Source organism: Microvirga sp. 17 mud 1-3, from assembly GCF_003151255.1.
Taxonomy (GTDB): Bacteria; Pseudomonadota; Alphaproteobacteria; order Rhizobiales; family Beijerinckiaceae; genus Microvirga.
The window spans coordinates 119,597-146,222 of sequence record NZ_CP029481.1 but is presented as its reverse complement, the minus strand read 5'-3'; the positions used below and the strand labels follow the sequence as shown (position 1 = coordinate 146,222).

At 64.1% G+C, this 26,626-nt stretch carries 28 protein-coding genes; 20 read left to right on the top strand and 8 right to left on the bottom strand.

Annotated elements, in window-relative coordinates; all coding sequences use genetic code 11:
• Window positions 1-7: 7 nt before the first annotated feature.
• From nosZ to C4E04_RS00690, 6 genes are read left to right on the top strand one after another with little or no spacing between them, the layout of a single operon-like run.
• Window positions 8-1,954 (top strand): TAT-dependent nitrous-oxide reductase, encoded by a 1,947-nt coding sequence (gene nosZ, locus C4E04_RS00715; protein WP_109594006.1) that lies wholly within the window; start codon window positions 8-10, stop codon window positions 1,952-1,954.
• Window positions 1,955-1,958: 4 nt separating this feature from the next.
• The gene (locus C4E04_RS00710; RefSeq protein ID WP_245416185.1) at window positions 1,959-3,368 is read left to right on the top strand and encodes a nitrous oxide reductase family maturation protein NosD; all 1,410 of its coding nucleotides are present in this window, start codon (window positions 1,959-1,961) and stop codon (window positions 3,366-3,368) included.
• Window positions 3,365-4,285, top strand: coding sequence for an ABC transporter ATP-binding protein (locus C4E04_RS00705; RefSeq protein WP_109594004.1), 921 nt, complete (start codon window positions 3,365-3,367; stop codon window positions 4,283-4,285). The genes C4E04_RS00710 and C4E04_RS00705 overlap by 4 nt, the downstream gene beginning before the upstream one ends.
• Complete coding sequence (locus C4E04_RS00700; protein WP_109594002.1) at window positions 4,282-5,112, top strand: ABC transporter permease subunit; 831 nt, start codon at window positions 4,282-4,284, stop codon at window positions 5,110-5,112. The genes C4E04_RS00705 and C4E04_RS00700 overlap by 4 nt, the downstream gene beginning before the upstream one ends.
• Window positions 5,109-5,711: a nitrous oxide reductase accessory protein NosL gene (locus C4E04_RS00695; protein ID WP_109594000.1), complete on the top strand. Its 603-nt coding sequence runs from the start codon at window positions 5,109-5,111 to the stop codon at window positions 5,709-5,711. The genes C4E04_RS00700 and C4E04_RS00695 overlap by 4 nt, the downstream gene beginning before the upstream one ends.
• A 9-nt stretch (window positions 5,712-5,720) precedes the next feature.
• Window positions 5,721-6,722: an FAD:protein FMN transferase gene (locus C4E04_RS00690; RefSeq protein ID WP_109593998.1), complete on the top strand. Its 1,002-nt coding sequence runs from the start codon at window positions 5,721-5,723 to the stop codon at window positions 6,720-6,722.
• A 26-nt stretch (window positions 6,723-6,748) separates the two neighbouring features.
• Here the strand turns inward: C4E04_RS00690 and C4E04_RS00685 are convergent, their stop codons facing one another.
• From C4E04_RS00685 to C4E04_RS00670, 4 genes are all read right to left on the bottom strand, one after another.
• The gene (locus tag C4E04_RS00685; protein WP_109593996.1) at window positions 6,749-7,120 is read right to left on the bottom strand and encodes a hypothetical protein; all 372 of its coding nucleotides are present in this window, start codon (window positions 7,118-7,120) and stop codon (window positions 6,749-6,751) included.
• 104 nt (window positions 7,121-7,224) lie between these two features.
• A complete protein-coding gene (locus tag C4E04_RS00680) occupies window positions 7,225-8,406 on the bottom strand; it encodes an NnrS family protein (RefSeq protein ID WP_109593994.1) in 1,182 nt (393 codons plus the stop codon).
• Window positions 8,406-9,866, bottom strand: a complete 1,461-nt coding sequence (gene ccoG, locus C4E04_RS00675) for a cytochrome c oxidase accessory protein CcoG (protein WP_109593992.1) — start codon at window positions 9,864-9,866, stop codon at window positions 8,406-8,408. The genes C4E04_RS00680 and ccoG overlap by 1 nt, the downstream gene beginning before the upstream one ends.
• Window positions 9,867-9,934: 68 nt before the next feature.
• Window positions 9,935-10,390 carry a pseudoazurin gene (locus C4E04_RS00670; protein WP_109593990.1) on the bottom strand — a complete coding sequence of 152 codons (456 nt, stop codon included), beginning with the start codon at window positions 10,388-10,390 and terminating at the stop codon, window positions 9,935-9,937.
• Window positions 10,391-10,742: 352 nt separating this feature from the next.
• Here C4E04_RS00670 and C4E04_RS00665 point away from each other — a divergent pair, with 352 nt between their 5' ends.
• On the top strand, window positions 10,743-11,441 hold the full coding sequence (locus tag C4E04_RS00665) for a Crp/Fnr family transcriptional regulator (RefSeq protein ID WP_109600625.1): 699 nt from the start codon (window positions 10,743-10,745) through the stop codon (window positions 11,439-11,441).
• Between the two features lie 25 nt (window positions 11,442-11,466).
• Here C4E04_RS00665 and C4E04_RS00660 read toward each other — a convergent pair whose 3' ends face one another.
• Window positions 11,467-11,694: a DUF1858 domain-containing protein gene (locus C4E04_RS00660; RefSeq protein WP_109593988.1), complete on the bottom strand. Its 228-nt coding sequence runs from the start codon at window positions 11,692-11,694 to the stop codon at window positions 11,467-11,469.
• 179 nt (window positions 11,695-11,873) lie between these two features.
• On the opposite strand from C4E04_RS00660, the gene C4E04_RS00655 reads away from it, so the two are divergent.
• From C4E04_RS00655 to C4E04_RS00645, 3 genes are all read left to right on the top strand, one after another.
• Window positions 11,874-12,224: a metal-sulfur cluster assembly factor gene (locus C4E04_RS00655; RefSeq protein WP_109593986.1), complete on the top strand. Its 351-nt coding sequence runs from the start codon at window positions 11,874-11,876 to the stop codon at window positions 12,222-12,224.
• A 14-nt stretch (window positions 12,225-12,238) separates the two neighbouring features.
• Complete coding sequence (locus C4E04_RS00650) at window positions 12,239-12,469, top strand: DUF2249 domain-containing protein (protein WP_371682023.1); 231 nt, start codon at window positions 12,239-12,241, stop codon at window positions 12,467-12,469.
• Between the two features lie 125 nt (window positions 12,470-12,594).
• Window positions 12,595-13,284, top strand: coding sequence for an NnrU family protein (locus C4E04_RS00645; protein WP_174219241.1), 690 nt, complete (start codon window positions 12,595-12,597; stop codon window positions 13,282-13,284).
• A gap of 12 nt (window positions 13,285-13,296) precedes the next feature.
• Here C4E04_RS00645 and C4E04_RS21065 read toward each other — a convergent pair whose 3' ends face one another.
• Window positions 13,297-13,452 carry a hypothetical protein gene (locus C4E04_RS21065; protein WP_174219240.1) on the bottom strand — a complete coding sequence of 52 codons (156 nt, stop codon included), beginning with the start codon at window positions 13,450-13,452 and terminating at the stop codon, window positions 13,297-13,299.
• A gap of 134 nt (window positions 13,453-13,586) precedes the next feature.
• On the opposite strand from C4E04_RS21065, the gene C4E04_RS00640 reads away from it, so the two are divergent.
• From C4E04_RS00640 to C4E04_RS00615, 6 genes are all read left to right on the top strand, one after another.
• Window positions 13,587-14,153 carry a cytochrome c oxidase subunit 3 family protein gene (locus C4E04_RS00640; protein WP_109593981.1) on the top strand — a complete coding sequence of 189 codons (567 nt, stop codon included), beginning with the start codon at window positions 13,587-13,589 and terminating at the stop codon, window positions 14,151-14,153.
• Between the two features lie 4 nt (window positions 14,154-14,157).
• Window positions 14,158-14,433 (top strand): cytochrome C oxidase subunit IV family protein, encoded by a 276-nt coding sequence (locus C4E04_RS00635; protein WP_245416184.1) that lies wholly within the window; start codon window positions 14,158-14,160, stop codon window positions 14,431-14,433.
• A 219-nt stretch (window positions 14,434-14,652) separates the two neighbouring features.
• Complete coding sequence (locus tag C4E04_RS00630) at window positions 14,653-15,105, top strand: cytochrome c (RefSeq protein WP_109593979.1); 453 nt, start codon at window positions 14,653-14,655, stop codon at window positions 15,103-15,105.
• A 16-nt stretch (window positions 15,106-15,121) separates the two neighbouring features.
• A complete protein-coding gene (locus C4E04_RS00625) occupies window positions 15,122-16,465 on the top strand; it encodes a cbb3-type cytochrome c oxidase subunit I (protein WP_109593977.1) in 1,344 nt (447 codons plus the stop codon).
• Between the two features lie 65 nt (window positions 16,466-16,530).
• A complete protein-coding gene (locus tag C4E04_RS00620) occupies window positions 16,531-17,343 on the top strand; it encodes a CbbQ/NirQ/NorQ/GpvN family protein (protein ID WP_109593975.1) in 813 nt (270 codons plus the stop codon).
• A gap of 14 nt (window positions 17,344-17,357) precedes the next feature.
• Window positions 17,358-19,271, top strand: a complete 1,914-nt coding sequence (locus tag C4E04_RS00615) for a nitric oxide reductase activation protein NorD (RefSeq protein WP_109593973.1) — start codon at window positions 17,358-17,360, stop codon at window positions 19,269-19,271.
• Window positions 19,272-19,420: 149 nt separating this feature from the next.
• Here C4E04_RS00615 and hemN read toward each other — a convergent pair whose 3' ends face one another.
• Window positions 19,421-20,773 carry an oxygen-independent coproporphyrinogen III oxidase gene (hemN, locus tag C4E04_RS00610; RefSeq protein ID WP_109593971.1) on the bottom strand — a complete coding sequence of 451 codons (1,353 nt, stop codon included), beginning with the start codon at window positions 20,771-20,773 and terminating at the stop codon, window positions 19,421-19,423.
• 320 nt (window positions 20,774-21,093) lie between these two features.
• On the opposite strand from hemN, the gene nirK reads away from it, so the two are divergent.
• From nirK to C4E04_RS00595, 3 genes are all read left to right on the top strand, one after another.
• The gene (nirK, locus tag C4E04_RS00605; RefSeq protein WP_109593969.1) at window positions 21,094-22,215 is read left to right on the top strand and encodes a copper-containing nitrite reductase; all 1,122 of its coding nucleotides are present in this window, start codon (window positions 21,094-21,096) and stop codon (window positions 22,213-22,215) included.
• A gap of 126 nt (window positions 22,216-22,341) precedes the next feature.
• Complete coding sequence (locus C4E04_RS00600) at window positions 22,342-23,049, top strand: Crp/Fnr family transcriptional regulator (RefSeq protein ID WP_109593967.1); 708 nt, start codon at window positions 22,342-22,344, stop codon at window positions 23,047-23,049.
• Between the two features lie 40 nt (window positions 23,050-23,089).
• Complete coding sequence (locus C4E04_RS00595; RefSeq protein ID WP_109593964.1) at window positions 23,090-23,506, top strand: hypothetical protein; 417 nt, start codon at window positions 23,090-23,092, stop codon at window positions 23,504-23,506.
• Between the two features lie 19 nt (window positions 23,507-23,525).
• Here C4E04_RS00595 and C4E04_RS00590 read toward each other — a convergent pair whose 3' ends face one another.
• Complete coding sequence (locus tag C4E04_RS00590) at window positions 23,526-25,202, bottom strand: alpha/beta hydrolase (RefSeq protein ID WP_245416183.1); 1,677 nt, start codon at window positions 25,200-25,202, stop codon at window positions 23,526-23,528.
• A gap of 567 nt (window positions 25,203-25,769) precedes the next feature.
• On the opposite strand from C4E04_RS00590, the gene C4E04_RS00585 reads away from it, so the two are divergent.
• The gene (locus C4E04_RS00585) at window positions 25,770-26,258 is read left to right on the top strand and encodes a hypothetical protein (protein ID WP_109593960.1); all 489 of its coding nucleotides are present in this window, start codon (window positions 25,770-25,772) and stop codon (window positions 26,256-26,258) included.
• Window positions 26,259-26,626: the final 368 nt, after the last annotated feature.

Sequence of the window (26,626 nt, the reverse complement as noted above, 5' to 3'; positions counted from 1 at the left end):
GACTTCAATGGCCAACCAGGATAAGAAGGGCTTGAGCCGGCGCGACATGCTCGGCACCACCGCCGCAGTGGCGGTGGCCGGCGCGGCCGGGGCCGCGGGGGGCGTGACCGTCTCCAAGACAGGCCTCATCGGCCCGGCCGAAGCGCAGACCGCCCCGGCTGCCCCAGCGGCTCGGCCAGCAGGCGCCAACAAATACGAGGTCAAGCCGGGAGAGCTCGACGAATATTACGTGTTCTTCTCCAGTGGTCAGACCGGCGAGGTCCGCATTGTCGGCCTTCCGTCCATGCGCGAGTTGATGCGCATTCCGGTCTTCAATCGCGACAGCGCCACCGGCTGGGGGCAGACCAACGAGAGCCGCAAGATCCTGACCGAGGCTCTGACGCCGGAGGCCCGCGAGTTTCTGAAGGACAAGGGCGGGATCTATCTCAACGGCGACCTGCACCACCCGCACCTGTCGTTCACGGACGGCACCTATGACGGGCGCTATCTCTTCGCCAACGACAAGGCGAACACCCGCGTCTGCCGCATCCGTCTCGACGTGATGAAGTGCGACAAGATCATCCAGCTGCCCAACCAGTATACGGTCCACGGCCTGCGCGTGCAGAAATATCCGCGCACGGGCTACGTATTCTGCAACGGCGAGGATCGCGTTCCGATTCCGAACGACGGCAAGGTGCTGGACGATCCGAAACAGTATGCGGCGATCTTCTCGGCGGTCGACGGCGACACCATGAAGGTGGCGTGGCAGGTCCGGGTCGACGGCAACCTCGACAACGTGGACTGCGACTATCAGGGCAAGTACGCCTGGGCGACCTGCTACAACTCGGAAGAGGGCGTGACCCTCGCCGAGATGATGGCGAAGGAGCAGGACTGGGTCGTGGTCTTCAACCTCAAGCGGATCGAAGAAGCCGTGAAGAAGGGCGAGTTCGAGACCATGGGCGGCGTTCCGGTGCTCGACGGCCGGGCGGGCTCCAAGTTCACGCGCTATATCCCGGTGCCGAACAGCCCGCACGGCATCAACACTGCGCCGGACGGCATCCACTTCGTCGCCAACGGCAAGCTCTCACCGACCGTCACGGTCTTCGACGCCCGCAAGCTCGACGACCTTTTCGACGACAAGATCCAGCCGCGCGACGTCGTGGTCGCGGAGCCGGAGCTTGGACTTGGACCGCTGCACACCGCCTATGACGGCAAGGGCAATGCCTTCACGACGCTCTTCCTGGACAGCCAGGTGGTGAAGTGGAACATCGACCTCGCCAAGCGCGCCTACAAGGGCGAGAAGGTAAACCCGGTCATCCAGAAGCTCGACGTGCATTATCAGCCGGGCCACAACCACACCTCCATGGGACAGACCAAGGAGGCGGACGGCAAGTGGCTGATCTCGCTGAACAAGTTCTCGAAGGACCGCTACCTCAACGTCGGCCCGCTCAAGCCCGAGAACGACCAGCTCATCGACATCTCCGGCGACAAGATGATCCTGGTCCATGACGGCCCGAGCTTCGCGGAGCCGCACGATGCCACCATCGTGCACCGCTCGAAGATCAACCCGATCAGCATCTGGAAGCGCGACGATGCCTTCTTCGCGGACGCCGTGAAGCAGGCGCAGGCCGACGGGGTGACCTTGGAGACCGATTCCAAGGTGGTGCGCGACGGCAACAAGGTGAGGGTCTACATGACCTCCTCGGCACCGGCCTTCGGCCTCGAGAGCTTCCAGGTGAAGCAGGGCGACGAGGTCACGGTCTTCGTGACCAACATCGACGAGGTTGAGGACCTGACCCATGGCTTCTGCATCACCAACTACGGCATCAACATGGAAGTCGCGCCCCAGGCGACGGCTTCGGTGACGTTCGTGGCGTCGAAGCCGGGCGTGTACTGGTACTACTGCTCCTGGTTCTGCCATGCGATGCACATGGAGATGAAGGGCCGTATGTTCGTCGAGCCTCAGGGCGCCTGACGGCATGGTTCCGATCCGCACATATGCGTGCATGGGGCTGGCGGCGGTCTTCGCCGCCAGCCCCCTCTCCCCCGCTTTGGCCGCACGGATTGTGGTCCCGCCCGGAGAAGGAGACCTGCAGGCCGTCCTCGACCGGGCAGCCGACGGCGACACCATCGTCCTGAAGGCTGGCGAGCATCGAGGCCCTATCCGCCTGAAGCATCCTCTGGTCCTCGAAGGCGAGAAGGGTGCGATCTTGAACGGCCCTGGCCAGGGCAGCGTCGTCACGATCCAGGCGCCGAGCGCCATCGTCCGCGGGCTGACGATCCGCGGCTCAGGTCTCGACCTGCCGCAGATGGATTCAGGCGTGTTTGTCGAGAAATCCGCATCCGGAGCGGTGGTCGAGGACAACCTCATCGAGGGCAATCTCTACGGCATCTACTTGCACGGGGCCGAGAATTCCGTCGCACGCGGCAACCGAATCGTCGGCCTGCAGGAGGGCCGCGTGAACGAGGCGGGCAATGGCGTCTCGGTCTGGAATGCCCCCGGCGCCAAGGTGCTCGGCAACGATATCAGCTATGGGCGTGACGGCATCTTCGTGGTGACCAGCAAGAACAATATCTTCAGCCGCAACCGCTTCCACGACCTGCGTTTCGCGGTCCATTACATGTACACCAACGACAGCGAGATTTCGGACAACGTGTCGTCCGGCAACACGGTCGGCTACGCGATCATGTTCTCCCACCGCCTGAAGGTCACCGGCAACGTCTCGGATGGGGACCGCGACCACGGCTTTCTGTTCAACTATGCCAATTATTCGCAGATCGTCGGCAATACGGTGCTGGGCCGCCTTCAGCCGGCCGAGCGCTGGGCGACCTCCGGCATGCGGACGAGTGACGCGAAGGAACACGGCCTTCCGCAGCCCGGTGAGACCGAGCTCGACATGGGCGAAGGAGCACGTCCTGGCCCTACGAAATGCGTGTTCATCTACAATGCCAACAGAAACAGCTTCCGTGACAACTGGTTCGAAGGCTGTGAAATCGGGATCCATTTCACGGCCGGCTCCGAAGGCAACGAGATCGTCGGCAATGCCTTCGTGAAGAACCGGAACCAGGTGAAATACGTCGGCACCCGGTTTCTCGACTGGTCCAAGGGCGGGCGCGGCAATTACTGGAGCGACAACCCCGCCTTCGACCTGAATGGCGACGGCCTGGGCGACAGCGCCTACCGGCCGAACGATCTCGTGGACAAGGTGCTCTGGACGGCGCCGCAGGCCAAAGTGCTCATGAACAGCCCCGCCGTACAGGTGATCCGCTGGGCACAGGCCCAGTTCCCGGCACTGCTGCCGGGCGGCGTGGTCGACAGCCATCCCCTTATGCGTCCTCCCATGGCGGTGCCGGCGCGTCCCAAACTCGCCGCAGGAGCCCAGCCATGACCGAGACAGTGGCGGTCCATGAGGTCGTCAAACGCTTCGGCAAGGTCGAGGCGGTTCGCGACGTGTCCTTCACGCTGCACGAGGGCGAGACGGTGGCGCTCGTCGGCCATAACGGCGCCGGCAAGACGACCCTGATGAAGCTCATGCTGGGCCTGATCCGGCCGAGCGCCGGCCGCATTCAGGTGCTGGGCGACGACCCGGCCGCCGGAGAATTCGCGGCCCGCCGGCGGGTGGGCTACCTGCCCGAGAACGTGTCCTTCAATGCGGCGCTGACCGGGCGCGAGACCCTGGCCTTCTATGCCCGTCTTAAGCGGGAGCCGCAGGAAACTGTGATGCCACTCCTCGACCGGGTGGGCCTGACCCATGCGGCCGGCCGACGCGTCGGCACCTATTCCAAGGGCATGCGCCAGCGCCTAGGGCTCGCCCAGGCGCTTCTGGGAGAGCCCCGGGTGCTCCTGCTCGACGAGCCGACCACCGGTCTCGACCCGGCCCTGCGCCAGAGCTTCTACGAGATCGTCGGGGAGCTGCGCGCTCGCGGCGCCACGGTTCTGCTCTCGTCCCATGCCCTTACGGAGCTCGAGGAGCGCGCCGGACGGGTCGTCATCATGAACCGCGGTATCAAGGTGGCAGACGGGACTCTCGACGAGCTGCGCCGCATCGCCCGCCTGCCCACGCGCATCCGCCTGAAAGTCGCCGAGAACGGGATCGAAACGGTCTCGGGCTGGCTCGGATCGGCTGATCCGTGGCGGAGGGTCAACGGCCACATGGTTGAAATCGACGCGGCGCCGGACCGGAAGATCGAGGTGCTGCGCCGCGCCACCGGCCCTGGAGCCCCGGTCGAGGACCTGGAGGTCATGCCGCCGACCCTCGACGAGCTCTATGCCCATTTCCTCCTGTCGCAGGAGGCGGCACGATGAGAAACATCCTGATCGTCGCCCGCAAGGAAATTCAGGAAGGCCTGCGCAATCGCTGGGTCCTCGCCACGACGCTGCTCCTGGCAGCGCTTGCCCTCTCGCTCACCTTCCTGGGCAGCGCGCCGACCGGTACTGTTGGCGTCAGGGCACTCGACGTGGTGATCGTAAGCCTTTCCAGCCTCACGATCTTCCTTCTGCCGCTCATTGCCCTGCTGATCTCGCATGACGCCATCGTGGGCGAGATGGAGCGCGGCACCATGCTGCTTCTGCTGAGCTATCCCGTCGCGCGCTGGCAGGTGCTCCTCGGCAAGTTCGTGGGCCATCTGTCCATCCTGGCATTCGCGACCCTCTTGGGCTACGGCGCGGCCGCCGGTGCGCTGGCGGCGACCGGCACGGCCATCGACCGGGAGAGCTGGGTGGCCTTCGCGTCCATGATCGGGTCCTCGATCCTGCTCGGATCCGCCTTCATCGCGGTAGGCTATCTGGTCAGTGCCTTGGTCCGGGAGCGCGGCACCGCCGGCGGGATCGCCATCGGCATCTGGCTTCTCTTCGTGCTGATCTACGATATGGCGCTTCTCGGTCTGCTCGTGGTCGACCAGGGGCAGGTCGTGTCTGGTCCGCTTCTGAACGCCCTGCTCCTGCTCAACCCGACCGATGCCTATCGCCTGTTCAACCTGACGGGCTTCGCCAATATCGGGTCGTTTTCCGGCATGGCCGGGGTTGCCCAGAACGCGGCCCTGAGCCCATCCGTCCTGCTCGCGACGCTTCTGGCCTGGGCCCTTGTCCCGCTGTCGCTCGCGGCCTTTGCGTTCTCCAGGAGAGAGTTATGAAGCGTATCGTCCTCCTCGCGGCTTTCGCGGGTGCCCTGGCACTGGCAGGCTGCAACGATCAGAAGACCGCTGAGGCTCCGCCGCCTCCCCAGGAGCTGACGGCGGTGGCCATCGGCCATTATTGCGGCATGAACGTCCTGGAGCACGCAGGACCCAAGGGGCAGATCATCCTGGCCAGCCGCAAGGAGCCGGTCTGGTTCTCGTCGGCGCGGGACGCGATCTCGTTCACGATGCTGCCTGAGGAGCCGAAGGATATCCGTGCGATCTACGTATCCGACATGGGCAAGGCGCCCTCATGGAACGAGCCGGGCAAGACCAATTGGGTCGACGCGAAGCAGGCCTTCTTCGTGATCGGAAGCAACGCGAAGGGCGGCATGGGTGCCGACGAGGCCGTGCCGTTCTCCGACAAGGCGGCGGCGGAGGCCTTTGCGACCAAGAACGGCGGCCGCGTCATGGCCTTCGCGGACGTGCCGAGCGACTACGTTCTCGGAGCTCCCGAGGCAGCCGGGGCTCCAGAGGAGCCCAGTGTCACCGGCGCCCAAGGGGGCCATGAAGGCCACGGCGCCCCTGCCGCACCCAAGACCGACCATGCACATTGAGGAAATCCCATGTCCCCTCTCCTCTCCCGCAGGCGGGTTATCGGAATCAGCGCGGCGGCGGCGGGCCTGAGCCTTCTGCCGTTCGGACGGGCGGCGCGGGCTGAGGCCCGGCTCGTGACGTGGCAGGGCCACGCGATGGGCGCGGTGGCCACCTTGCAGATCCATCACCATGACCGCGCCACTGCCGAGCGGCTCGTCGAGCGCTCGCTCGCGGAGCTGCGCCGCATGGAGGAGATCTTTAGTCTCTACAGGGACGATTCCACCCTGTCGGTGCTCAACAGGCAGGGAATGCTCGTCGCGCCGCCGGCCGAGCTCGTGGCGCTCCTCGAGGAATGTGGCCGCTACGGCGCGCTGACTGGCGGCGCCTTCGACCCCACCGTGCAGGCTCTCTGGACCCTCTATCGCGACCACTTCACGGCGCCTGGCGCGGATCCTCGCGGGCCGTCGGAGGCGTCCGTGGGATCGGCACTGGAGCGGGTCGGGTTCGGGCATATCGCGTTCGACCGCAACCGCATCGCCTTCGCGCATCGCGGCATGGGGCTGACCCTGAACGGCATCGCGCAGGGCTACGTAACCGACCGGGTCGTCGACATCCTGCGGGAGGGCGGCATCACCAGCAGCCTCGTCGACATGGGCGAGAGCCGGGCCATCGGCGCGCATCCGGACGGCTCACCCTGGCGGGTCGGCATTGCCGATCCGGACCATCCGGAGCGGGTCGACGCGGTTCTGGAGGCGGTCGACCGGGCGGTGGCGACATCAGGAGCCTACGGCTTCCGCTTCGATCCGGACGGGCGCTTCAATCATCTGCTCGATCCGCGCACCGGTTCCTCCGCCCGGTTGTACCGGAGCGTTACGGTCGTCATGCCCACGGCAACGGCAGCCGACGCTCTTTCAACCGCCTTCAGCCTTCTGCCCGAGGAAGCAATCGCCGAAACCCTGCGCCGGATCGGAACAGGCGAAGTCCGCCTGACGACGGACAGCGGCGAAAAGCGCACCATTCTGGCGGCCTGAGACAATCCTGGACCCTGCGCCCGGGATCACCTCTCGTCCAGCAAGGCCTGGAGGGTCACGGCGTTCGGGCAGTATCGCTGCACGACCGGCGCCCAACCCGACTCGATGGCACGCCGGCAATGGCTCGCCACCTTGCAGCCGGAACAGACGACGCTCATGTCGCGCATGACGTCAGGACGGGTACGGGCAGTCTTTTCCGGCGAGAGGCCAAGAGCCTTCATGAGGAGCGGCAGCTCATCGGCGCCCTTGGCGCGCCGTGACGCCAGCCGGACCAGCTGATCGGCCGAGACCCCTGCATCCCGGGCAAGGCTGCGGAGGTCCTCCGTGCCCAGGCGGGCCAGCTCTCCTTCCGCCGCGCGGGCGGATTGCCATTTCGTCCATGCGCTCATCAGACCCATCGGAACCTCCCTGGTCTCACGCAAGACTGGCACGAAGCCGCACCCGGCACTTTGCGCCAGATCAATGGAACGATGTCGACGGAGGCGTGCAGAGCGCGCCTACCTCAAGCGGAAAGCCGCGGCCGGGTGAACACCGCCCAATAGGCGATCGCAAAGCCGATAAAGGCTGCCGCCCAGGCGCCGCCGGCCAGATGCAGCAGCGGGTCGCTCCAGGCAGGATGGACCGCGGCACAGACCCGCGCGAGCGCAGCGACGACCACGAAACCGTAAAGGATCTGGGTGGCGGTCGAGGCGACGAGGGCTCTCCCGGTATGTCCGAGGCTCGCCCGCGACATCACGGCCAGAGTCATCACCCCCATGGCGCCGCCGGTCCAGGCATGGATGCCGGCGCCCGTGGGCAGGAGTTCCAATGCTGCAAGGCCGGTCAGGACGAAACCGAGCGGCACGAACGCATAGGCGACGTGCAGGATCAGGACGAGCCGGTCCCGCCAGGTGCGGTCCCCGGCCCAGCGTCCGAGGCGCGCCGCCTGGAGCAGGCCGGCCGCGATCAGGAGCGCTCCGGTCAGCGGCCCAAAGGGCATGAAGGTCCAGGCGAGAAGCGCCACGCCGGCCGCCACCATGGAGACGATGTCGAAGGTCCCGAAGGGCGCCGGCAACCGGCCAGGATTGGCGCGCGCGAGCCAGTTGCGCGTGAAGCTGGGCAGGATGCGCCCGCCGATGAGCATGATCAGCATCATGGTGGCGGCAATCCCCAGGCGGGTGCCGTATTCGGTGACACTGACGAAATGCGATTCCAGGTGGAACACGACATTGCCCACGAAGAGGACCGCGAGCGCGATCAGGACCTTGAGGTTGCGCCAGTTCTTTCCTTTGAGGATCTCACGGCCCAAGGCGGCCGCCACGAGAAGCAGGAAGGCATTGTCGATGACGGCCGCGAGCTCCCATCCGATCCAGGCCGAGACCGTGACGGCCACGCGCCCGGCAGCCCAGACCAGCACCAGCACCAGCAGAGGCCGCCCCTGGAGCGGAAGGCGCCCGGTCCAGTTCGGGACCGCCGTCAGGAGGAAGCCCGTCACCACGGCCGTGAGATAACCGTAGAGCATCTCGTGGATGTGCCAGTCGCGGGGCGCGAATGCCGTCGACAGGGACAATTCCCCATAGAACATCGGCAGCCAAGCCAGAATCGCGAGGCCCGCATAGAGGGAGCCGAACAGGAAGAACGGACGGAAGCCGTAGGAGAGAAGCGCAGGTCCCTTGTAGTCCCGCAGGCGTGGGATCGGAGCCATCAGCGGCCTCCTTCGCTTGGAATGAACATGTCCTGCGCGGTCACGGCCCGCCCGGACGCGAGATCGGTCGCCACAAAGGCGATGGACCGTCTCTCGCCCTCAGCGGAGGACACGAGCACACGCAGTTCGCGGGTCGCATCCGATGCCACGCTCACGGCTGCATCATGACCCACCACCTCGATGGCTGCGTCAGTGAGGCCGCTCACGGCGAGCCGGAACGAGCGCTCATTGTCGGCCTTGTTATAGAGCCGCACCGTGTAACCGTTGCGCGTGCGCCCGTCGGACAAACGAACTGCGACCGGGTTACGGTCGTGGATGACGGCGATCTTAGCATCGCCGCGCAGTGCGAGACCAACGCCCATCGCGGCCGCAAGCGCCACGATGGCGAGGCCGAGCGCGACTGTCTTCGTGCGGACCACGCGCCGGCGGGCGGGCTGCCCGCTGCGCTCCCGCTCGATATTGGCCCAGGCCTCGTAGTCGATGAGGCCGCGCGGACGGTCGAGCTTGGCCATGACGCCGTCGCAGGCATCGACGCAGAGGCCGCAATTGATGCAAGCGAAATTCGGTCCCTCCCTGATATCGATGCCGATGGGACAGACATTCACGCATTGCAGGCAATCGACGCAATCCCCGGCCGGCTCGCCCTTCGCCCGCAGCTCGGCGGCCTTCTTGGCAGAGCCGCGCGGTTCGCCCCTATAGTCCCGATAATTGACGGTCAGCGCCTCCGGGTCCCAGATGGCGCCCTGGAGCCGGGGCCACGGGCACATCCAGGTGCAGACCTGCTCGCGGGCAAAACCGGCGAGCACATAGGTCGTGCCCGTCAGGATGACGACCCACGCATAAGCGATGGCCGAGGCTCGGCCCGTGACCATGTCGCCCACGAGGGTCGGCGCATCGGCGAAATACAGCACGAAGGCACCACCCGTCGCCATGGAGACGAGGATCCAGGCTGCGTGCTTGAGGCCGATCTCAAGAATGCGACGCACCGTGAGGGGAGCGTCGCGCTTTTTCAGGCGCTCCCGGCGGTCGCCCTCGATCGCGCGCTCGACGAGCAGGAACAGGTCGGTCCAGACCGTCTGGGGGCAGAAATACCCGCACCAGATCCGCCCGGCGACAGCGTTGATCCAGATGAGCACGAGGGTCGCCAGGACCAGGAGGCCCGTGAGGTAATAGACCTCCTGCGGCCAGATCTCGATGAAAAAGGCATAGAGGCGGCCCCGCTCCATGTCGAAGAGGACCGCCTGCCCGGGCTGGCCGGGTCCCCGCTCCCAGCGCACGAAGGGCAGAATGTAGTAAATGGTCAGACAGAGAATGAGGGCTGCCCATTTCAGGCGGCGATAGCGCCCCCGGACCGCCTGGGGAACGACCCGCTCCGCGATGACGCCGCGCTTGGGTCTGCGCAGATGGGCGCGCTCCGGCTTGAAGCTGATGTCGAGAGTCGCCATCGAAACGGGTGCCATGCTGGCATCGCCACGCCTTGGGCGCGGCGATGCGGGATTGTCAGTGACAAGACGTGCTCGGACGAAGGCTACTTGGCGGCGGTCGCCGTGGTGGCAAGCTTGTCGAAGAGGGTCGCGAACGCCTGCTTGGCCTTGCCCGGATGGGCGGCCGCCTTGGCCTGATCGAGATTGGCCGGCTCGCCGACCACGACGAGGCCGACCATGCCCATTCCGTAATGGGGCTTGCACTTGTAGCCATAGGCGCCGGGCTTATCGAACGTGATGGCGAGTTCCTCGTTGACCTTGCCGACGAAGGCCTTGCCGCCTTCGGGGGTCATCGCGTCGATGCTCTCGACGTTGTGGCCCTTGTCGGCCGCCACGAACTTCACCGTGTCGCCCGGATTGATCTTCACGAGCGCCGGCTCGAACACCATGACGCCCTCGGTGCCCTTGTTGAGCATCTTTACTTCGACCTCGGCCGCGCCGGCTGCGCCAGCGGCTCCGAGTGCCGCCACGAGAACGCCGAGCATGATGACCTTGCGCATAATCCATCTCCTCTGTCATGCGAACCTGTGAGCCTCGGGCCGAAGCTCTTGAGGAGGGTGATACGCCGGAGTGCCACCCGCTTGTTTGTTTTGGCGCAAGGAGCCAGACCATTTTGCAACTTTTGCGGCTCCGGCCGCCGCTCTCACCCTCTTTCCTACCAGCTGACGGCAGGCCTGTTTCCCTTCCCAGACTTGCCCGCCGGGCTCCTTAAGGTAAAAGGACCCAGTGAAGAGCCTCTTGCAACCGGCCGAGCCTGACCGGCCTCAAGCGGAGACTTCGGAGCCGAAGAGCCGGGCGGAACCCTTTTCCGGGCTCTTCGTCGATCATGCGAGCCGATTTGGGAATGTGCCGATGGCGAGCCTAGACAGATCCCTCGTGGCCGGCCTGCCCATGTTCGCCGGGCTACCGTCCGACGATCTCGACCAGATCCTGCGCGAGGCGCAATCGATCCGGTATCCCAAAGGCACGCCAGTGTTCCAGCAGGACGAGGAGGCGCATTCCTTCTTCGTGCTGCTTCACGGGCATCTGCGCGTCATGAAGGTGACGCCGGAGGGCCAGCAGGTGGTGGTCCGCTTCGTCACGCCCGGGGAATTGTTCGGAATCGCCATAGCCATGGGCCGGCCACGCTATCCCGCGACGGCCCTTGCGATCGTGGACAGCATCGCGCTCGTCTGGCCCTCTGCCGCATGGTCGCGCCTTGTCGCCAAGCATCCCTCGCTTGCGGTCAACACCCTCCAGACGGTCGGAAACCGACTCCAGGACGCCCATACGCGCGTCGTCGAGATCTCGACCGAGCAGGTCGAGAAGCGCGTGGCCCACGCCCTGCTACGTCTGGCCCATCAGGCCGGCCGGAAGAGCGAGGACGGTATCCAGATCGACTTTCCGATCTCGCGGCAGGATGTCGCGGAGATGACCGGGACCACGCTCCACACCGTGAGCCGGATTCTGAGCAGCTGGGAGGAGCGGGGCCTCGTCGAGAGCGGGCGTCAGCGGATCACGATCCGCGATCCGCACAAGCTCTTCCTGCTTGCCGAAGGCACGCCGACCTGAATTCGCCCCGACCGTCCGAAGGCGCCTAGTCCGGCGACGTGCAGGCCCGCGCCTCTTCCCGGGCAACGATGGCGCGAAGATCCGCCATGAAAGCCACGCAATCCGCGCCGTGCTCGCGGCAGGCATCGTCGATGGTATGGAAGCACGCGATGGGGCAGCCGACGCAGCGCATCCTGTGATCGAGGAAGACGCGGATCGTTGCAGGCCATTTTCGCATCACGTCGTCGACGAGCTGGGTCGCTTCGAGGGGCATGACAGCCTCCAGGTGATGAACTGTTTCATGCCTCATGATTAGCCGAGCCGCACCCGCACTTCTTTGCGCAGCGACAAGGAGAGGGCGTGCCGGCATAGAAACTGCGCCTTGTTTGAGGCAGGGCAAAGAAGCGCGGGCCTCCCTCGGCCAGGGTTGCGACATCGAAGCGAGGAGCACCGATGACCCGACCTGCCAAGGCCTCCAGGGAGCCGCAATCCCTCGATCCGGTGGTTCTCGAGGGCCTGGCGGACGTCATGGACCCGGAGATCGGCCTCAGCGTAGTCGATCTCGGCCTGGTCTATCGGGCCGCTCAATCTCCGGAGGGTGTCGAGGTCGCCCTGACCCTCACGACCCGGGCCTGCCCGCTCGGCGAGATGATCGTGGAGGAAGCGCGCGACAGCCTCGCGCATCGCTTCCCGGAGATTCCCCGCATCGATGTCCATCTGGTCTGGGACCCCGTCTGGAGCCCGGATTTCATCACCCCCCGCGGCCACGAACTGCTCGGCCGCTCACCGAGAAAGACCTTTTGATGTGCAGCTGCAACGTGACCGAAACCGTCATCGACGTCCGGCAGATCGTGCCGCGGATGCGCCATCCCCTGATCTTCCAGACCTTCGACCAGCTGGCGCCCGGTGAGGCCTTCCTGCTCGTGAACGACCACGACCCGCGGCCCCTGTTCTACCAGTTCAATGTTGCGCGGCCGGGGGAGTTCGGGTGGGATTACCAGGAAGAAGGCCCGGACCTCTGGAGAATCCGGATCAGCCGCGCTGCCTGAATCCACGCCCGGATGGCGGGAGGTAAAGCGCTCGCTAGGCCGCCTTGCCTCTCGCACGGGAGATCCACGCGGCGTATGCCCATTATCGTCGGGTGCGCGGCCAAGCCTCCTGGAGACCCATGCCCATGATCGAGTTCTGCATCGCACTGGCGGCCTTCCTGGTGGCTCATCTTATTCCGGCAAGCCCTGGGCTGCGTGCCGGACTGATCGCCCACATGGGCAGGACCACCTATCTCGTCGCCTATTCGATGCTCTCGCTCGCCCTCCTGGGCTGGCTCATCGTGGCGGCGCGGCGGGCCGAGACCGTTTGGCTCTGGGATCCGGCGCCGTGGCAATGGCATGTTCCGTTCATCGTCATGCCCATCGCGGCCTTCCTTCTCGTCGCTGGTCTAACGGAGCCCAACCCGCTCTCGATCTCGTTCCACAGCGGCAAGACACCCGGCGCGATCACGGCCGTCACGCGGCATCCGGCTCTGTGGGCATTCCTTCTCTGGGCGCTTGCGCATATTCCGCCGAACGGGACCCTGGTCGCCCTGCTGCTCTTCGGCACCATGGCGGCCTTCTCGCTCATCGGCTTCGTGCTTCTGGACGCCAGGGCCCGCAAGCGCCTTGGGCCGGAGCGCTGGCGCGCCCTGAGCGCCGGGACCTCGGTCATCCCCTTCGCGGCGCTCGTCGCCGGGAAAGCTCCATGGAGCGCCCTCTCCCGGCTGGTCCTGCCCGCCCTGGTCGCCGCCGCCCTTTATCTCTGGTTCGTCTTCCAGGGGCATGCGCTTCTCATCGGCGTCGACCCCCTTGCGGGCCTTATGACAGGATGAGCCCAGCGCCACTCATTGGGTGAAGAAGAGAGCTCCGGCGATCGCCACCGACAGGGCCACGGCCGCGAGAGTCCCGGTCAGGCGCAGCACTCCCATGCGGTACAGCATGATGGCGAAAATGACGATGAGGGGCGTTGCGGTCATCAGTCCGATCTGCGCGTCGGTCATGGCCGGTCTCTCCAAGGTTCAGGCGGCACATCTATGGCCGGGAATACGAGAGCCTTGTTTGCGCCAGCGCAACGAGAAAGCCCGAAAGCGCGCGATAGAGGATCGACCGCGACGAGACCGGGAGGGTGAGACCAATGACGACCGCACAGGAGGAACGCCCCTGGGGCGGGCTCTCGGACCTTCCAGGACATCCCATGATGTGGGTGCTCATTCTCACGGAGGTCGTGACCTTCGGGCTGCTCTTCCTGATCTTTTCGGTCACAGGCGCGGTTCAGCCTGCGCTCTTCGCGGCCGGGCGGGCGCATCTCGATCCACTGCTCGGCGGCGCGAATACTCTCGTGCTCATCACCAGCGGATGGCTCGCAGCGCTCGCCGTCGAGGCCCACATCCTGGGTCGGCGCGGAGCAACGCGTGCGCTGCTCGCGGGCGCCATGGGGCTGGGCCTTGTCTTCGTCGGCATCAAGATTGTCGAATACGCCGACAAGGTTCGCGCCGGGATCGGTATCGATACCGACACCTTCTTCACTCTCTACTTTCTCCTAACTGGCTTTCACCTCCTTCATGTCCTGCTCGGCGTCGTGATCCTTGCAATGGTGGCTCTTCACGACAGCTTGGACAACCTGAAGACCGGCACGGCCTTCTGGCACATGGTCGATCTCGTCTGGATCGTCATGTATCCGCTGATCTACCTGGTGGGCTGAAGCCATGACGTCGCCCACCATGCGCCGGATCACCCATGCCTGGATCGCCCTCGTGGTTCTGACGCTCGCCAGCATGGCGGCCGCGCGGGCCGGAGCCACGGGCCTTATTGTCGACGGCGTCGTGCTTGCAGCCGCCGTGTTCAAGGGACGGTGGATGCTGCTCGACTTTCTCAAGCTGCGCACCGTACCGCCGGTCTGGCGCACGCTGATGTTCTCATGGCTCCTGCTCATCGCGGCAACGTCCTTCGCGGCCGCCGCCATGTCGCTGCTGCGCACCTGATCGTCGAGGCACAGCCCTGAAGCTTGTCCTGGAGCAAAGAGCAATGGCGCCGCTCCTGTAGCTTGCCAGCCGTTCGCCACGAGGGGCCCGGTCCGGGCCCGAAGCAGGTCCGCATGTCATCACCCCGATCCCAACGCTCACGCAGCCCGCCTGCGCGGCGTCCGTCCGGCGGCTCACGCCGCATTGCTGCATCCCTGTCATTTCGGAAAGGACCGCGTGATGGCTGAAGCCCTCACCAAATCGGCGGCGAGAAACGTGTTCTACGGGGGCTCGTTCTTCTTCTTCGCTATCTTCGTAGGCTTAACGGCCCACAGTCACTACTACATGAACACCACGTCGACGGACACGTCGACCCTGTCCGACTCCGTCGCCCGCGGAAAGCACGTGTGGGAGAAGAACTCCTGCATCAACTGCCACTCCATCCTGGGCGAAGGCGCCTATTTCGCGCCGGAACTCGGGAATCTCTGGGATCGCTGGGGTGGCAAGGAGGACCCGGCCACGGCGCGCGACATGCTCAAGGCCTGGATGCAGGCCCAGCCCTCCGGCATCGAGGGGCGCCGCCAGATGCCGCAGTTCAACCTGACCGACCAGGAACTCAACGATCTCGCCGACTTCCTGGAATGGACCGGCCGAATCAAGACCCAGAACTGGCCGCCGAACAAGGCCGGGTGAGATCGGAAAGCACATCATGAAGTACCAATCGCAAAAGGTGGCCGCGCTCTATTTCTACGGAGCGCTCGGCCTGTTCATGGCCCAGGTCGCGTTCGGCGTCCTGGCCGGCACCATCTACGTCCTGCCCAACACGCTCTCCGAGCTGTTGCCCTTCAACATCGTCCGCATGATCCACACGAACGCCCTGATCGTGTGGTTGCTGATCGGCTTCATGGGCGCGACCTACTATCTCGTGCCCGAGGAGGCCGAGACCGAGCTGTTCAGCCCGCTGATCGCCAAGGTGCAGTTCTGGCTGTTTCTGGGCGCCGCGGCCGTCGCCGTCGTGGGCTACATGTTCAAGATCCACGAGGGGCGTGAGTTTCTAGAGCAGCCCTTCTCGATCAAGGTCGGCATCGTGGTGGTCTGCCTGATGTTCCTCTTCAACATCACCATGACGGTTCTGAAAGGGCGAAAGACGGTCGTCACCAACATCCTGCTCTTCGGTCTGTGGGGCGTGGCCATCTTCTTCCTGTTCGCCTTCTACAACCCGGTGAATCTCGCGGTGGACAAGCTGTACTGGTGGTACATCGTGCACCTGTGGGTCGAGGGCGTGTGGGAGCTTATCATGGCCTCGGTCCTGGCCTTCCTGATGATCAAGCTCAACGGCATCGACCGTGAGGTCGTCGAGAAGTGGCTCTATGTGATCGTCGGCATGGCGCTGTTCTCAGGCATCCTCGGTACCGGCCACCACTTCTACTGGATCGGCGCACCGGGATACTGGCAGTGGATCGGCTCCCTGTTCTCGACGCTCGAAGTGGCACCCTTCTTCACCATGATCATCTTCACGGTGCAGATGACCTGGAAGGCGGGCCGTCGCCATCCCAACCGCGCCGCGCTTCTATGGTCGGTCGGCTGTGCCGTGATGGCCTTCTTCGGCGCGGGTGTCTGGGGCTTCCTGCACACCCTGTCGTCGGTGAACTACTACACCCATGGCACGCAGGTCACGGCCGCTCACGGGCACCTCGCCTTCTTCGGCGCCTACGTGATGCTCAATCTCGCGGTCATGGCCTACGCCATGCCGCAGATCCGCGGCCGCGCGCCCTACAACCAATGGCTCAGCATCACGAGCTTCTGGATTATGTGCACGGCGATGTCGGTCATGACCTTCGCGCTCACCTTCGCGGGCGTCATCCAGGTCCACCTGCAGCGGGTACTCGGCCAGTCCTACATGGAAGTGCAGGAGCAGCTCGCCCTCTTCTACTGGATCCGGCTCGGCTCGGGAGCCTTCGTGCTGATCTCGGCGCTGATGTTCGTCTACGCGGTCCTGGTTCCCGGACGCGAGAAGGCGCCGGCCCTGGGCCAGCTCCAGCCTGCCGAATGACTCTCCCCGGGGCGGCGCCCGGCCGCCCCGGCTTTCCCTGTCCGATTTCGTGAAGGATTCGATCCATGAGGCCCCTTCTCCAGTCCGTGCCGCAGGCGCCGGCGGACCTGCCCTATTACGTTCCGGCGGGAAACGAATGCGCTCTCTTCGAACTTGCCTGGCGCAAGCGCCTGCCGCTCCTGCTCAAGGGGCCGACGGGCTGCGGCAAGACCCGGTTCGTGGCTCACATGGCCTCGCGTCTCGGCCTGCCGCTCCACACGGTGTCCTGCCATGACGACCTGACCGCCGCCGACCTCACGGGCCGCTATCTCCTGAAGGGCGGCGACACCGTCTGGGCGGACGGGCCACTGACCCGTGCGGTGCGCGAGGGCGGCATCTGCTACCTCGACGAGATTGTGGAGGCCCGCAAGGACGTGACCGTCGTCCTGCATCCCTTGACCGACGACAGGCGCATCCTGCCGCTCGACCGCACCGGCGAGGAGCTGCAGGCGCCGGATTCCTTCATGCTCGTTGTGTCCTACAATCCCGGCTACCAGTCCCTCCTGAAATCCCTGAAGCCGTCGACGCGCCAGCGCTTCATCGCCATCGAGTTCGATTTCCTGCCCCTGGAGCACGAGGTCGCGGTTGTCGCCGCCGAGAGCGGCCTGCCGGAAGAGCGTGTCCGCCCGCTCCTGCTCCTCGCCCGGCGCCTCAGGGCGCTGAAGGGTCAGGACCTGGAGGAAGGCGTTTCCACGCGCCTCCTGGTCTATTGCGCCTCGCTCATCGCGGCCGGCGTCTCGGCTGAGGAGGCTGTCGCGGCGGCCCTGATCGAACCTCTCACGGACGATGCCGACGTCAAGAAAGGCCTGATCGAAGTCGCCCACGCAACTCTCGGCTGACCCGGAGGAGCACCATGCTCGATTTCCTCGAACTGGAAGAAACCGTCGGCCATCTCTGGCACCGGCTGGTCGGCCGCGCTGGGAGCTATCCGCGCCACCCGGCCTTCGGCGTCTCCTTCGACGAGATGCGCGCGCCGCTCGGTGTCCTGTTCCGCGGGCTTGGCGGCGAGGCGGGTGTCCAGCTCGCCGGCACCGCCGCCCGCGCCTCGTCCCATCGCATGAACCTGCGCCAGCGGATCGGGCTGGCGGAGGAACGTCTGGAGCAGCCGGGTCGCGACCCCGCAACCCTCTTCCTGCCGCCGAGGATCGAGCTTTTCCCCTCGCGTACACTCAACCGCGCCCTCTATCTCTGGCTCGCGGCCTATTTCGCCCATGTGCCACTCGTCCCGCACGATGAGGCCGATCCTTTGCGCCGGGATCTCCTGGTCCTGAGGACCGCCAAGGAAACGGCCGAGCGGGTGCTCCAGGTCTGCCCCGGGCTGGTGCAGCCCTATCGCGACCTGTGCACTGCGCTGCGCGAGGCCCGTCCGAAGCGCGCCCTGCCTCCGGCCGAGCAGAAGATCGAGCAGATCGTCCTCTCGCTTCTCGGGGATGAGCATGCGACACCACCTGTAGGCTGGGAGGACGCCGCCCTCCGCAACGATGGAGCCTGGCGGGCCGGGCCGACCTATCAGCCTTTCCTTCCGGCGCCCCTGTGGGGCGACACGTGGATCCGTGCGGCAGGTGCTCCGGGCCGCAACAGCGACGAGCCCGCTGGCCCCGGCACCCTCGCGGCCTCCGACAGCCGCAAGCGTTTCGCGGCAAGGCGCGAGGCCGACCGGGCCCAGCGCTCCGATCCGTTCGTCCTGAACCGGTTCGAAAAGATCCTGGCCATGGCCGAGATGGTCAATGTCAGCCGGCCGTCCGATGAGGACGAGGACGAGAATGCCGAGAAGGCACTCGACGATGCCGACGAGATTCCGCTGGCACGGCACCAGGGCAAGCCCGCGACCCGGCTCAGATTCGATCTCGACCTGCGGCCGGAAGCCATCTCGAACGCCTCCGTGACCGCGGAGCTGGCCTATCCCGAATGGGACTACACGCGCAAAGCCTATCTGCCAAAGCATTGCCGGGTGATCGTCGCGCGCGCCTCCGAGCAGGGGGAAGACTGGACGCCCGATGCAGCGGCGCGGCGGCGCATCCGCCGCGTGCGCCGCCAGTTCGAGGCGCTTCGGCCCAAACACGAGATCCTAAGGGCCCAGGCCGATGGAGAAGAGATCGACGTGGATGCACTCGTACGGGCGCACAGCGATCTGCGCTCAGGCGGCTGTGGATCGGACCGGGTCTACCTAGCAAGCCGCCGTCAGGCGCACGACCTGGCGGTCACGATCCTTGTGGACGTGTCGCTCTCGACAGATGCCTGGGTGGACGACCGGCGGGTGCTCGACGTGGAAAAGGAGGCGCTGCTGGTGCTGTCGCACGGGCTTGCGGCCTGCGGCGATTCCCACGCGATCATGACCTTCACGTCACGCCGGCATTCCTGGGTCCGAGTCGAGACCGTGAAGGATTTCGACGAACCTTTGGACGCCGGCGCCATACGGCGCATCTCGGCCCTGAAGCCGGGCTATTATACCCGCATCGGAGCAGGAATCCGCCATGCCGCCGCACAGCTTGCGGAGCGTCCGAACCGGCAGCGGCTTCTTCTCGTCCTCACGGACGGCAAGCCCAACGACATCGACCATTACGAAGGCCGATTCGGCATCGAGGATACCCGCCGCGCCGTCATGGAATCGCGCCGGGCCGGCGTGACAGTGTTCGGCGTGACCGTGGACCGGGATGCGCAATCCTACTTCCCGACCCTTTTCGGCCGCGGCGGCTATGCCATCGTCGGCCAGATCGCGAAGCTTCCGGCGGCCCTCCCGGCGATCTACCGGCACCTCGTCCGGTAGCCCTAGAGCATCGTGCGGAAAAGTGGACCCGGTTTTCCGCCCCGAACGATGCTCCAGCCCAGAGAAGAAGCATCGGATTGATCCCAAAAGTGGGTCCACTTTTGGGTCCGATGCTGTAGAGAGCCGCCTCCGCCTCGCGGGGAGCGGCTCTACACCGCGCGGCTGTGGGTCCGGCCCGAAGCGCCGAGATAGGCGTCGAACGCCGAGGCGACGCTTCTTACGAGGAAGCGCATGTCGTCATTCACGGACAGGACCGGGCCGTCGATGCGCACGATGCCGTCTTCCGCAAGCCCTTGCAGGCGGGGAACCGTTTGCAGCACGGCATCCGCCGCCACGCCGTGCCGCCCGCAGACTTCCGCCACATCGACCCGGAAGTCGCACATGACGCGCTCGATCAGGTCTGCCCGCAGGCGATCGTCCGCCGTAAGGGCATAACCCTTGGCGGTGGCGAGCTCGCCCCGCCCGATGCGCTCCGCATAGCGCCCCAAAACCACTTCATTCTGCACATAGCCCTGCGTGAGCCGCCCGATGGACGAAGCGCCGAAGCCGATGAGCACGTCGCTTGGATCGGTGGTGTAGCCCTGGAAGTTGCGGTGCAGGACGCCATCCGCCTGCGCCTTCACCATCGTGTCTCCCGGCAGAGCATAATGATCGAGGCCGATCCGGCGATAGCCGGCCTCAGTCAGCGCATCCGCAATGGCCTCGGCCTGCGCGTAGCGGGCCGCTCCGTCCGGCAGCGCCGCCTCGTCGATCTTGCGCTGGTGCTTCTTGAACGACGGAATATGCGCATAGCCGAAGACCGAGAAGCGCTCGGGCCGGAGCGCGATGCTCTGCCGAACCGTTTCGATGCAGGATTCGACGCTTTGGTGCGGAAGCCCGTAGATCAGGTCGAAATTGATGCCGCGCACGCCTGCATCCCTGAGGCCGTTCACGGCCCGCTCGGTCTGCTCGAAGCTCTGGATCCGGTTGATCGCACGCTGGACGACAGGATCGAAGCTCTGGACACCCAGACTCGCGCGGTTGACGCCCGCCTCGCCGAGCGTGGCCGTCATGGTGCGGGTCAGCGTGCGCGGGTCAATCTCGACCGCGACCTCGGCCGTATCCTCGAGCGAGAATCTCCGCCGCATGAGGTCCATGAGGCCGAGGAGTTCCGACGGCTCCATAATGGTGGGCGTGCCACCGCCGAAATGGATATGGCGCACGGGCAGGCGTGTGGTCAGACGATCCGCCACGAGATCGATCTCGCGGCGCAAGACCGCGATGTAGTCCACGATCGGTGCATCCCGCTGAGTTATGGTTGTATGGCAGCCGCAATACCAGCACATGGACCGGCAGAAAGGCACATGGAGATAAAGCGAGGTGCTCGCCTGTGCCGGAAGCGCCGCAAGCCAGTCCGTATAGGCCGAAGGCCCGATGGCGTCCGAAAAGTGCGGCGCCGTCGGATAGCTCGTGTAACGAGGCAGTCGCTCCTCACCGTAGCGCGCTCTCAGGTCGTCCTTCATCGCAAATCTCTCCGCTGCGGCGCGCCGATAGGATCGCAGCGCACCGACCATGTTGCGCCGTGTCTAGGGAGGATGGAGCGGGGCGTCTTTGACCTCGCTCAAAAAGCGGCCGCGGAAGGCTCCAAAAGCTGCGACAAATTGATTTGAATCAAAAGCTTTGCCTTTTCGAGCTCGAAACACACGATTTCTTTGTTGTCTCGCGTGATTTCGCGTTCTTATTTGCAACGCAACAAATAAGTCGGAGGCACTCGATAGTACAAAGTCTTCATCCGATGACGGACCACGATGTTCCGCCAGGCGGTTCCTAAAAGGAGACGACGATGAGGACTCTGAAAAATGCGGGACGCCGGCCGCTGCTTGCGACCGCCGCCGTTCTGGCCCTTGGAGCAGCCGCTCTTCTGGCCCAGCCCCTGCCCGCCCAGGCCCTCGACAAGGTTGCTGCCGCGACCGCAACTGCGCCCATGCACAAGCACGCTCCGGCCTCGACCTTGCCGCAGGGGCCCGTGAACGTGGTGCGCGACCCGACCGATCTTCCCGGCCCCATCGGCATCCGTGCTCCACAGCACGTCAAGGTCAACCTGGAGACCACCGAGGTTACCGGCCAGCTCGCCGACGGCACGACCTATCACTACTGGACCTTCAACAACAAGGTTCCAGGACCCTTCATCCGGGTCCGGGTCGGCGATACGGTGGAGGTCAACCTCAAGAACCATGACGACAGCGTCATGATGCACAATGTGGACTTCCATGCGGTCACCGGACCCGGTGGCGGCGCGAAGGCCACGGAGGCCGCTCCGGGCGAAAGCCGCGGCTTCTCGTTCAAGGCGCTGAGCCCAGGCCTCTACGTCTACCATTGCGCCACACCGATGGTCGCTCAGCACATTGCGAACGGCATGTACGGCATGATCCTCGTAGAGCCTGAGGGAGGCCTGCCGAAGGTCGACCACGAATTCTACGTGATGCAGGGCGAGATCTATACGGAACAGCCCTTCGGCACCGCCGGGCTCGTGGAGGAGAGCTACGACAAGCTCATCAGTGAGCGCCCTGAGTACTTCATCTTCAACGGCGCCACCGACGCCCTGAAGAAGAACCCACTCAAGGCCAAGGTCGGCGAGACCGTGCGCATCTTCTTCGGTGTGGGCGGGCCCAACTACACCTCGTCGTTCCACGTAATCGGTGAAATCTTCGACAAGGTCTACCCGATGGCTTCGCTGACCTCGGCACCGCTGAATGATGTCCAGACCATCACGACACCTCCTGGCGGAGCCAGCATGGTGGAGTTCAAGGTCGAGGTCCCCGGCAACTACGTGCTCGTTGACCATGCCCTGAGCCGCGTCGAGCGCGGTCTGGCCGGGATCCTGCAGGTGGAAGGCCCCGAGAACGAGGCGATCTTCAAGGATTTCAATCCCCAGAGATCGGCCCAGTCGAGCAGCGGACACTGACGAACGCCACAATCGGTCTCAAGGCCCGGGCCCTCGCCCGGGCCTTTCGGCATATTGTCGGCCCGTCACGTCCCTTCCGGCCGCTGGCCGGTTTTGCAGTGCGGGCCGCTCGAAAGGAGTGGATCCATGGCCACGATCGACCGTTCCCTCATCGTGCACTTGCCTCCGTTCGCGGGAGCGTCTCCCGAGGAGCTCGATGCGATCCTCGCCGAGGCACGCTCGGTCTACCGGACCAAGGGAAGCAGCCTCTTCGAGCAGGATAAGACGGCGGACTCGTTCTTCGTGCTGCTGCATGGACGTCTGCGCGTGACCCGACTGACCCCGGACGGGCAGCAGGTGGTGGTGCGCTTTGCAAGTCCAGGCGAGCTGGTCGGTGTCGCAGCGGCGCTCGGCCGGGATACCTATCCGGCGACAGCCACGGCGGCCGTCGACAGCATCGCGCTCGCCTGGCCCTCGACGCGCTGGCTCGATATGATCGCGCTCCTTCCCCGCCTCGCCGAAGCGGCACTCCAGGCCGCCGGCACGCGCCTTCAGGAGGCCCACAGCCGGATCGTCGAACTCTCGACCGAGCAGGTCGAGCGACGCATCGCGAACACGCTCGTGCGCCTGAGTAAGACCACAGGACGACCCGTGGAACAGGGCATCCAGATCGACTTTCCGATCTCGCGCCAGGACGTCGCCGAAGCGACGGGCACGACCCTTCACAATGTGAGCCGCATTCTCAGCTCGTGGGAAGAGCGCGGCTGGGTGCGAGGCGGTCGACAGAAAATCGTCATCTGCGAGCCGCACAAGCTTCTCACGCTTGGACAGGATCTTCCCGAAAGCGAGGGATGATTCCCCTGCTTCGCCCACTTATGCCGTGAAGGAAATTCGCATGAAGATCGTTTCGCAAAGTGGCAATGCCGACGATGACCGGCACGCAAAACCTGAGCCGTCCCCGCTCATGATGCGTGTTCGCACGGTTCTTGGCGCACTCGATCTGGATTGCCGGTGCCGTGACAAGGTCGATGCGGCACTGGAGCGCTTCGAAGCTCTCGAAGCCCGGAGACAACTGCGCGGCTTCATCCTCGATGCGCGGCACCAGGCGGAGCGGATCGCGGCCCTGCTTGAGCTCGTCGGCGAACTCGACACGCTCACGACGGATGAGAAGGACCTAAGCGTCTTTGCGGAAATCGGGCATCTTTTCGAAGATATTCGAGAGGCGGCAGCCCGTGGCGCTGAAGACATGGCGACGGCACGGACCCTGGACTTCAGAAATGGGAAAGCCTTCGACCCATCGTCTCCCTGTTAGCGAATATGCAGGCGCCGGCTCAGCGCTCCAGGACATAACGGCCGGGCGCCTCGATGAGCGGTAGATAGCCCTTTTCCGGCGACCCAAGATTGGGAGGTTGAGCCCTCCCTTGCGATTGTCGCTCAAGCCACGAGAACCATGCAGGCCACCATGATCCTTCATGAATGTTCGCCTGCGCATACCAGGTTTCCGGATCGATATACTGAGTATTCTCCAAGCGATGGGACATCCGGTAATGCCTGCCCGGGTGACCGGGCTCACTCACGATTCCGGCATTGTGCCCGCCATTGGTGAGGAGGAAAGTGACATCCATGTCCTCGACCAGATTGACTTTGTAAACGGAGCGCCATGGCGCAACGTGATCCATTTCGGTTGCCACAGCGAACATTGGAAGATGAATGTCGCCGAGAGCAATGGGACGGCCATCCACCTCATATCGACCTTCGAACAGTTCATTCTTCAGAAAGAGGCGGCGAAGATACTCACTGTGCATCCGGTATGGCATGCGGGTACTATCGGCATTCCAAGCCATTAGATCGGTCATGGGCGCGCGACGACCCATCAGGTAGTCATGCACGACAAACGACCAGATCAGGTCGTTGGACCGCAGAAGCTGAAATGCTCCGGCCATCTGGCGGCTGTCGAGATAACCTTGATCCCACATGATATCTTCAAGGTAGTCGAGCTGGCTGTCATCGACGAACAGGGTCAGCTCGCCGGCCTCGGTAAAATCGATCTGGGCCGCCAGTAGTGAGATGGAGTTAAAGGCCGCCGTTCCCTCCCGCGCCATATATGCTGCAGCTATTGAAAGCAGGGTCCCACCCAGACAATACCCGACCGCATTGATCTTCGTGTTGGGCACGATCGCCTGTATGGCTTTCACGGCCTCGAGGACGCCGGACTTGAGATAATCGTTCAAACCGAGTTCACGATCTCCGGCCGTCGGATTGTGCCATGAGATCATGAAGACGGTATGCCCAGCCTCGACAAGATGCCTGACGAGCGAATTCGCCGGCGACAGGTCGAGGATGTAATATTTCATGATCCACGCAGGCACGATCAGAACTGGTTCCTTGTGAACGTCAGACGTTGCAGGCGCATATTGGATAAGCTCGATCAGCGGATTCCGATAGATAACCTTGCCCTTGGTCAGTGCCACCTGTTCGCCGGGATGAAAATTCTCAGCGCCGATCGGCGGCTTTCCGCCAAGTGCGCGTTCCCAATCGGCCCAGAAGTTCATCGCGCCGCGGAGCAGATTCCGTCCGTTCTCATGCAAGGTCGCAGATATGATCTCGGGATTCGTGGCGATGAAATTGACGGGTGAAACCATGTCGAGCAATTGGCGCGTCGTGAAGGACACAACCTGCTCGTGATGAGACGAGACTCCTCCAACACCCGTCATGGCACTGTGCCACCATTGCTGGTTTAGAAGAAAAGCCTGATAGATCAGGTTGTATGGAAGCTGTTGCCAAGCCTCGCTGCGAAATCGGCGATCCTGCGGCAGTGGCTCGATACAGGGCGGAGTGTCCGGGTCAGACATAGCGTGTACTGCATATGTCATGAACCGAACCGCCTTACGTACGCTCTTTTCCGCGAGTTGCTGGCATTTGCCTGGCGAGGTCCCGAGATGGACTGCCCAATCGGCATAAGCGAGCCAGAGTGCGGATGGCGAGACGCCGAGGGTAAAGCGCCCCATCGTGGCATGAAGCAGCCGATCTACGCTCGTCGGGACATCCGCCTCCGTCGGGGCCAAAGGAGGGCGTGGCCATTCGGAGGTACTCCGCCTGGCGTCGGAACTGCTGCGCTTTGATCTCTCGACGGGCAACCATGTATGCAGGACATTCGACGTGGCGTCGCCAAACCAAGCGAGCGGTTGAAAAAAGGGCTTCGCCCAAGCTTCGGAGGGATCTGCTTTTGAGATCTCGGTTTCTGCGACGACGGCGGAATTGGCAATTCCAGAAGATCCCCGTCTTTCATCGCTACCAACGGAAGCCTGCGCTGCAGGACCACTCGGGGCGAGGGAATTCCTCGTCACGGAGGTGCCAGATGCAGCAAGGTATATGTTCTTTCGTATTGGACCCTTGTTCATCAAAATCCACTCTCACGGAAAAGACATCCATAGGCTGACGAAAATCAATAACTTCACGTGTATTTGCGGACTTATATCAGATCGAGATTGATTCGACCGTGACGCTCCAGCTCGCGTGCCAACCGGAGGAGCGGTTCCGGCAGCCACTCCTCGGCGTTGCATGGAGATTATGCGATGAACAAGCGTTCCAGTTTCCGCTGCTACATCTCTCTGATCGCCGCCTTGAGTGTCGCTCTCATAGGCAGCTTCTCTATGAGAGCCCTTGCAGAAGAGCAGGATGCCAGCCAGCCGACGCTGGGCGATCTTATGATCTTAACGCAGTTGAGACACTTCAAACTTTGGTATGCACAGCGTGTCGGGAACTGGCCGCTCGCAGATTACGAGTTGAAGCAATTCCAGACCACGATCGACCGGATCGTCAAATTGTACCCGCAGACGTCCTCGGTCGCTCAAGCCCAATTGATCCATGAGAAAACGGATCCGGCCATGTTGGCCCTTCGGCGGGCCGTCGCTGATCAGGACAGTTCGCGTTTCGAAGCCGCCTATGTGCAAGTTACGAATGCCTGCAATCAGTGTCATCAGGCGGCTGGTGTCGGCTTCATTGCCGTTCAGGTGCCGACTCATTCCCCGTTCGGCAATCAAAATTTCGGTCTGGTGCCATGATTATCGGAACTGCACTGGAATTGTTGCCCAGTTGTACGGATGGTTTCCTGATGCGTGAGCCGCTCGATCCTCGCTGTACTTTACGGTTTGAACGATAAACTTGGCTTTTCTATCTTGACTGAGCTTAGTCAACGGAGCTGCTCTGATGATACTTGCAGGCTCCGCCGGAAATTTCCGCGCTGACACTGCCTGTCGGCCTCGAGACCGGGGATCTTGCTCAATGTCAATATTCGGTCGAAAGGAGAGCTTAGCTTGCCTATCGACAATCGCGGAGTGTGCTCAGCGCATTCCAGAGGATATTGAATGGCAGCGTCCGATCGGCACACGGAGCCGGGCCCATCCGATTCCCCCGTGAAGGCAGAAATGCC